Below are 7,833 nucleotides of genomic sequence, written 5' to 3'. Positions count from 1 at the left end.
CTTCCGCACCAACGATAAGGGAGACATCGAGGTTGCCGACATGCGCATGAACGGCTCGTGCGCAGGCGGTACCGGTGCATTTATCGACGAGATGGCAAAGCTCATGGGGGTCGGCACCGAATCGGGCGAGTTCGAGCAGCTCGCAAGCCGGGGAACGACCGTCCACGAGGTCTCGGGCCGCTGCGGCGTGTACGCAAAGACCGATATCCAGCCGCTGCTCAACGAGGGCATTCCTACCACCGACCTGGCGCTTTCGGCGCTTCACGCGGTCGCCCGCCAAACGATCGGCGGTCTGGCCCAGGGTATCGACATCGAGCCGCCGGTAATCTTCGAGGGCGGTACGCTCGCCTACAACCCCATGCTGGTCCGCGTGTTCCGGGAGCAACTGAATCTATCGGACGATCAGGTTATCGTCCCGCGCGATCCGCAGATCATGGTCGCGCGCGGTGCCGCCCTGTCGCTGACCGACATGTTCGCATCGTCCCAACCGATCGACCTTCCCGACGCTTTTGTCCGGCTGGATAAGCTCGAGACGGTCGCGCCCGCAAGCGGGGAGGGACGTCTTGCCCAGCCCTTTTTTGCCACACCTGCCGAGCAGGCGGATTTTACGGCACGCCATGGCAAAGAGACGCCGGCAAAGGGTCCGGATGCGTATGCGCCCGGAGAGACGGTGCGTGTGGCGCTCGGTATCGATTCGGGGAGCACGACGACCAAGTTCGCCCTGGTCGATGAGGCGGGTGAGCTTGTCGATTCGTTCTACGCGTCTAATAACGGCAGACCGCTCGACGTCGCCCAACAGGGTCTTGTCAGCTTGAAGAACCGCTGGGAGACAGCGGGAGTCACGCTTGCGATCGATGCCGTGGGCACCACGGGATACGGCGAGGAGCTTTTCGCGCGCGCGTTCCACGCCGACTACCATACGGTCGAGACGGTCGCGCACGCCCGCGCCGCGTGCGCATGCGTTCCCGATGCGACCTTCGTGCTCGACATCGGCGGACAGGATATGAAGGCCATCTGGCTCAACCACGGCGTGCTGACCGATATCGTCGTCAACGAGGCGTGCTCTGCGGGCTGCGGCTCGTTCCTCGAGGGTTTTGCCAAAAACCTCGGAATAGCCGTTGAGGATATCGCGACCGAGGCATTTTCGTCCAAAGCCCCCGCCGTTCTCGGCAGCCGCTGCACGGTGTTCATGAACAGCAGCGTCGTTTCCGAGCAGCGGCGCGGTAAGGGTCCGGGCGACATCATGGCCGGTCTCTGCCGTTCGATTATCGAGAACGTGTTCACCAAGGTCATTCGCGTTTCAAATCTCAACCGTCTGGGCGACAAAGTCGTCGTCCAGGGCGGCACGTTCCGAAACGACGCGGTGCTGCGCGCATTCGAGCAGTATCTGGGCAAACCCGTCACGCGTGCGCCCCACCCGGGGCTGATGGGCGCTATCGGTATCGCCCTGCTCGCGCGCGAGGAATGCCGCAAGGGCGACGCCGGCACGTCGTTTATCGGGCTCGATGCCGTGGAGCGCTTCGAGCATCGCGAGTTCGGCGGCGTTACCTGCCGTCGGTGCAACAACCGCTGCCAGCGCGCGGTCGTGGCATTTGGCGACGGCTCGCTTTACGTCACGGGCAATCGCTGCCCGCGCGGCGGCGCCATCTCATGGGATGAGCTCGTGCGCGAGGTTCCCGCGGCGGAGGAGCTGCGTCCGCAGGGTGCTTGCGAGGCACAGGCACCCGGCACGGGGCGCGACCGGACCGCGGCTGCCCCCAATCTCTTTGTCGACCGCGAGAAGCTGCTGTTCGAGTCGTACCCCACGGTTCCCGTCAGCGGGGGGCGCGATGTCACGATCGGCATTCCCCGTGTGCTCGAGTTCTGGGACACCATGCCGTTCTGGTCGACGTTCTTCAGCACGCTCGGCTTTAAGGTGCGCGTCTCGGGACGCAGCACCAAGGCGATGTACGAGCGCGGTCTGGCGCACGTCACATCCGACACCGTGTGCTTCCCGGCCAAGCTCGTCCACGGGCACATCCGCAATCTCGTCGACGCCGGCGTCGACCGCATCTTCATGCCCGTCATCACGACGGTGCCCACCGAAAACACCGCCTCTACCAGCGAGTGGATGTGCGCCGTCGTAAAGGGATACCCCTACGTGATGCGCAATTCCGATAACCCGGAGGAGCGTTTCGGCGTTCCGTTCGATACGCCGCTGTTCCACTGGTACGACGAGGGCGACCGAAACCGCCAGCTCAAGGCGTGGTGCAAGGAGACCTTCGATATCGATGCCGACCTGGTTGCCAAGGCGACCGAGCAGGCGGACCGCGCGCAGGAGACGTTTGAGAACCAGCTGCAGCTGCGCGGCAGGCAGGTGCTCGAGAACGTGCACGAGGACGGCGGCTACGCGGTGGTGATCGCTTCGCGCCCGTACCACAACGACCCGCTGGTCAACCACGGGCTGCCCAAGCTCTTCTCTGAGCGCGGCATCCCCGTGCTGACGCCCGATGCGGTGCCGGGGGTCTGCAACGTCGATCTTTCCAACAGCCGCATCGACATCGTGAACAACTACCATGCGCGCATGCTGTCGTGCGCGGTCATCGTCGCATCGACGCCCGAGCTCGAGCTCGTGCAGATGGGCAGCTTCGGCTGCGGCCACGATGCGTATCTCACCGACGAGATCGCGCGCATGATGGGCGAGATGGGCTCCAAGGTTCCGATGATGATCAAGCTCGATGAGAGCGACGTCGCCGGTCCCATGGGCATTCGCGTGCGTTCGTTTATCGAGTCGGTCAACCGTCGTCGCGCGGAGGAGCGTGCCGAGGGCGCCCGGGTGCACGCGGTCCATCCGCTCGACGACCCGTATAAGGTCAAGTACACCAAGCGCGACCGGCACGACAAGATCGCGCTGGTCCCCAACACCTCCCATGCGTTCTGCAGGCTCATGACCGCGGCGATGCGCAATCAGGGCGTGCGCGCCGAGGCCCTTGATATCGGGCGCGAGGATGCCATCCGCCTGGGCAAACGCTATGTGCACAACGACATCTGCTTCCCCGCGCAAATCGTGATCGGCGAGGCGCTCGCGGCACTCGAGAGCGGTAAGTACGACCCGCACGACGTCGCCGTGGTGACTGGCAAGTATATCGGCGACTGCCGCCTGACGCACTACATGCCCCTGCTGCGCCGCGCGCTCGACGACGCGGGATACGACTATGTCCCGGTGCTCACCAACGACGACGTCGATGCCCACAATGCGCATCCGGGCTTCAAGCTCGGCCTTGGCCCGAGCATCCAGATCGCCTACGGTCTTCCCATGATCGATGCCCTCGAGGCCATGCTTAGGCGCATCCGTCCCTACGAGCTCGAGAAGGGCGCGGCGGACGCTGCGTTCGACCGCGCGCTCGATGAGGTTATCGAGGGCATGGAGCGCTCCGGGCTGAGAGGCCAGGCGACGGGCTTCAAACGCGCGCTTGCGATCATGGACGCCGTTCCGTACGACCGCTCGAACCCGCATCCGACCGTTCTCATCGTGGGCGAGTACCTGCTCAATTTCCATCTCGGCGCCAACCACGAGATCGAGCGCTACCTCGAGGACAACGGGCTCGAGGTCATCGAGGCGCGCATGACCGACGTGATCCGCAAGACCTATTTCTACAAGCATGCGCAGTCGCGCGAGTTCCACGTCGACCTGTCGCTGCCCGAAAAGGCCTGGTACGCCACGGCGGACAACCTGTTCGAGCTCGCGCACGACCGTTGCGACCGCCTGGGCGCGGCGAGCCCGCTCTACGAGCCGCCGACGCGCATGCCCGAGCTCGTGCGCGCGAGCGATAAGATCCTGCACCATACGTTCGATGCGGGCGAGGGCGTGCTGATTCCGGCGGAGATTCTCGAGCACGCCAAGCGCGGCTGCCGCAACTTCGTGATCCTGCAGCCGTTCGGGTGTCTGCCCAACCATGTCGTGGGGCGCGGGCTCATCCATGCGCTCAAGGAGCAGTATCCCACGGCGCAGTTCCTGCCGCTCGACTACGATCCCGACGTGAGCTTCGCCAACGTGGAGAACCGTCTTCAGATGCTCATCATGAACGCCAAGGCGCAGAGGTGCGGTGAGGCGCATGGCGAGACCGCGTAAGGACGCCGATGCGCCCGATGCACGCACCCGTATCATCGAGGCGTTTTGGGAGCTCATCGAGAACAACAGCATCTTCGAGCTGTCGGTTGGCGAGGTGACCCGCGCCGCCCAGTGCAATCGCGGAACGTTTTACTACTATTTTCACGATTTCGATGAACTCGTCGCCATCGCCATAGCCCAGCTGCTGCAGGATAACGAGCTCATCACCGATGCCCTCTGGCATTTTTCGAGCGAGGGCGACCTTTCGGCGTTCGACCGGCGCGACGTCCGCTGCCTGCTGCGGCGCATCGTCATCACCATGAGGGCGGGTGCCGCCGAGCAGGTCGTGCAGGGCATCCATACGATCATCATCGACCGCGTGAGAGAGATCGTCCACCCCGACGGAGAAGAGCTCAAGGCAGATTCGAGCTTTGCGGTGGGCTTTCTGGTCTCGGGCATCATGGGCTTTGTGATGGCGGTCGGCTTTGCCCGGGAGGGCGGCGAGGAGATAGACCTCGAGCAGCCGGGGGACAGCGCGTGCGCGTACCTGAGGGCGGTCGCCATGCAGACGGTGGAAACGGTCGCGCAAGTCGAGGGCGTCGATACATCCGAGCTGCTCGAACGCGTCTCCAAGGAGGCCGATGCCTATCGCGCATCGCGTGCGACGAGTCCCGACGTGGTGAAAGACGCCTAGGGTTTCTCTTGCGGGGCGCCTGTCGCGCATCGCGCGGTGAGTCCCGCGATGCGGTCATAACCTGCATTCATGTGAGCCGGGTTTATAGATATTCCTCCAGCTGTTAACATAGACAACCTGTGGGTAAAGAGACAAAAGCGCCGCCGACGGGCGGGCGTTTTGATTTCGATGAACTCATGTAAGGAAACGAGCATGTTAGATAGATTTACCGATCGAGCGCGCAAGGTCATGTCGATGGCCAAACAGGAGGCGCTCGATCTGCACTCAAATAAGGTGGGCACCGAGCACCTGCTGCTCGCACTCGCCAAGGAGGACGAGGGCATCGCTGCCGAGACGCTGCGCTCGCTTGATATCTCCTACGACGACATCATGGACACCCTCAAGGAGGTCCAGACCACGGTTCCCGAGCCCAGTGAGGAGACCGAGGCGGCCAAGCTCGCCTTTACGCCGCTCGTCATTAGCGTGATGGAGCGTTCATTCCGCGTGGCGCGTGAGAACAACCAGACCTACGTGTCGACCGAGCACCTGCTCATCGGTATCGTCGAAGAGGGCAACGGCATGGCCATGGACATCCTCATGCGCCTGGGTGTGTCGTCCGCCTCCATCAAAAAGGCTATCGAGAAACTCACCGCCAAGGACCAGGACAAGAAGCGTCCGCTCGCCGGCGCCGGTGCTGGTCGTCCCGGTGCGGGCCTGCCGTTCTTTAGCGGCTCGGATGCCTCTCAGCAAAAGGGGAGCGGCACCGACACGCTCAAGCAGTTCGCCACCAACCTCACTCAAAAGGCGCGCGACGGCGAGCTCGATCCCGTGATTGGCCGCGAAAAGGAAGTCCAGCGCATGATGGAGATCCTTTCGCGCCGCACCAAGAACAACCCGCTTATCCTGGGCGACCCCGGCGTGGGCAAGACGGCCATCGTCGAGGGCCTGGCGCAGCAGATCGCTGCCGGCAACGTGCCCGAGAATCTCATGAACCAGAACATCTGGACGCTCGACCTGCCGGGCCTCGTTGCGGGCGCCAAGTATCGCGGTGAGTTTGAGGAGCGCCTCAAGAACGTGATCCAGGAGGCCACCGAAGCTGACGACGTCATCCTGTTTATTGACGAGATGCACACCATCATCGGTGCCGGCTCTGCCGAGGGCTCCATCGACGCGAGCTCCATGCTCAAGCCCGTGCTCGCGCGCGGTGCCTTCCAGATTATCGGCGCCACCACGGCCGAGGAATTCCGCAAGTACCTCACCAAGGACCCGGCCTTCGAGCGTCGCTTCCAGACCATCGATGTCGAGGAGCCGAGCGTCGAGGACACGGTCAAGATCCTGACCGCGCTCAAGCCGCGCTACGAGGAGCACCACCATGTGCGCTATACGCAGGGTGCTATCGAGGCCGCCGCGAACCTCTCCGACCGCTACATCCAGGATCGCTTCCTGCCCGATAAGGCCATCGACCTCATTGACGAGGCCGGCGCCCGCGCCCGCATCGCCGCCAACCGCGCGCCCGAGCCGGTGCGCGAGGCCGAGCATCGCGTGGAGGAGCTTAAGGCCGCCGCGCAGGAGGCCACCGAGAGCGACGACATGAACAAGGCCGCCGAGATCACCGAGCAGCAAAAGGCTGCCGAGATTGAGCTCGCCGAGGCCAAGGCTGCCTGGACGACCGAGCTCGACGCCAGCCCGCTCACCATCGATGTCTCCCAGATTGCCGACATCGTGTCCGTGACCTCGGGCGTGCCGGTTTCCTCGCTCACCGAGAGCGAGAGCCGGCGCCTGCTGCAGACCGAAAGCGTGCTCAAGACGCGCATCATCGGCCAGGATGAGGCAGTCGAGGCCGTCGCCAAGGCCGTGCGCCGCAGCCGCTCGCCGCTCAAGGACCCGCGTCGTCCCGGTGGCAGCTTTATCTTCCTTGGTCCCACCGGCACAGGCAAGACCGAGCTCGCCAAGACGCTCGCCGAGTATCTCTTTGGCAGCAAGGACGCGCTCATCAGCTTCGATATGTCGGAGTTTGGCAGTGAGTTCGAGGTCTCCAAGCTCATCGGTAGCCCCCCGGGCTATGTGGGCCACGACGAGGGCGGCCAGCTCACCAAGGCTGTTCGCCGTCACCCGTACTCGGTCGTGCTGTTCGACGAGATCGAGAAGGCGCACCCCGACATCTTCAATATCCTGCTGCAGGTGTTGGAGGAGGGCCGTCTGACCGATAGCCAGGGCAAGACGGTCGACTTCCGCAATACGGTGATCATCATGACGTCAAACGTGGGCGCCCGCGAGATCGCGCAGGATGCGAGCGTTGGCTTTGGCACCACCGGCGAGCAGGGCCTCACCTCGAGTGAGATCCGCGGCCGCGCGATGGGCGAGCTCAAGCGCCTGTTCCGCCCCGAGCTGCTCAACCGTATCGACGACATCGTGGTGTTCCAGAAGCTCTCGGGCGAGAACCTGACCAAGATTGCGCACCTGCTGGTGGACGATCTGCGCCAGCGCCTGATCGCAAACGGCATGAACATCAAGCTTACCGATGCGGCCTACGACAAGATTGTGGCGGAGGGTACCGACCTCACCAACGGCGCGCGTCCGCTGCGTCGTGCCATCCAAAAGCTCATCGAGGATCCGCTGTCCGAGGAACTGCTGGCTGGCGAGTGGGGCGAGGGCGATACCGTCCTGTGCGACGTGGCCGATGGCAAGTTTGTCTTTAGCCGCGGCACGGGCGAGATCCCGGCACCGCGTCCGGCGGGCACGCTTGGTGGCGATACCGCCCCGGCGGTACCGCACACCGGCAACGCCGCGCCCGTGAGCGGCGGCGTGACCTCGGGCCCCGGCGGCATGATGCAAGCCGGTTCCGGCGCGCTGTAGGGCGTGGCGACAATTTGATACGCGCAATCGAGGCGCTCCGGAAAGGGCGCCTCGATTTGTAGAGCTGCGGAAGTTGTGACCGTTACGCTATACGGTCCACCGTTAGCCGATGATGCGAGGGCGCTCGGCGTTTTCGACTGGTTTATGCACGCAAAGTCTGGGAATATACAAGTCGCATGTCTTACTGTCTAACCAGTTGCGCCAAGGAGGCACC

At 63.9% G+C, this 7,833-nt stretch carries 3 protein-coding genes; all 3 read left to right on the top strand.

Annotated elements, in window-relative coordinates:
* Positions 1 to 4,111: acyl-CoA dehydratase activase (locus ABHR76_RS09030; RefSeq protein WP_346977442.1), on the top strand; the 4,111-nt coding region annotated here is incomplete at its 5' end.
* Positions 4,095 to 4,784, top strand: a complete 690-nt coding sequence (locus tag ABHR76_RS09025; protein ID WP_055309426.1) for a TetR/AcrR family transcriptional regulator — start codon at positions 4,095 to 4,097, stop codon at positions 4,782 to 4,784. The genes ABHR76_RS09030 and ABHR76_RS09025, both read left to right, overlap by 17 nt.
* 192 nt (positions 4,785 to 4,976) lie before the next feature.
* Positions 4,977 to 7,619: an ATP-dependent Clp protease ATP-binding subunit gene (locus ABHR76_RS09020; RefSeq protein WP_346977440.1), complete on the top strand. Its 2,643-nt coding sequence runs from the start codon at positions 4,977 to 4,979 to the stop codon at positions 7,617 to 7,619.
* Positions 7,620 to 7,833: the final 214 nt, after the last annotated feature.

Origin of the sequence: Collinsella aerofaciens (genome assembly GCF_039752985.1) — a bacterium.
Lineage (GTDB): Bacteria > Actinomycetota > Coriobacteriia > Coriobacteriales > Coriobacteriaceae > Collinsella > Collinsella aerofaciens_BT.
This window is presented reverse-complemented; position numbering and strand designations above follow the sequence as displayed.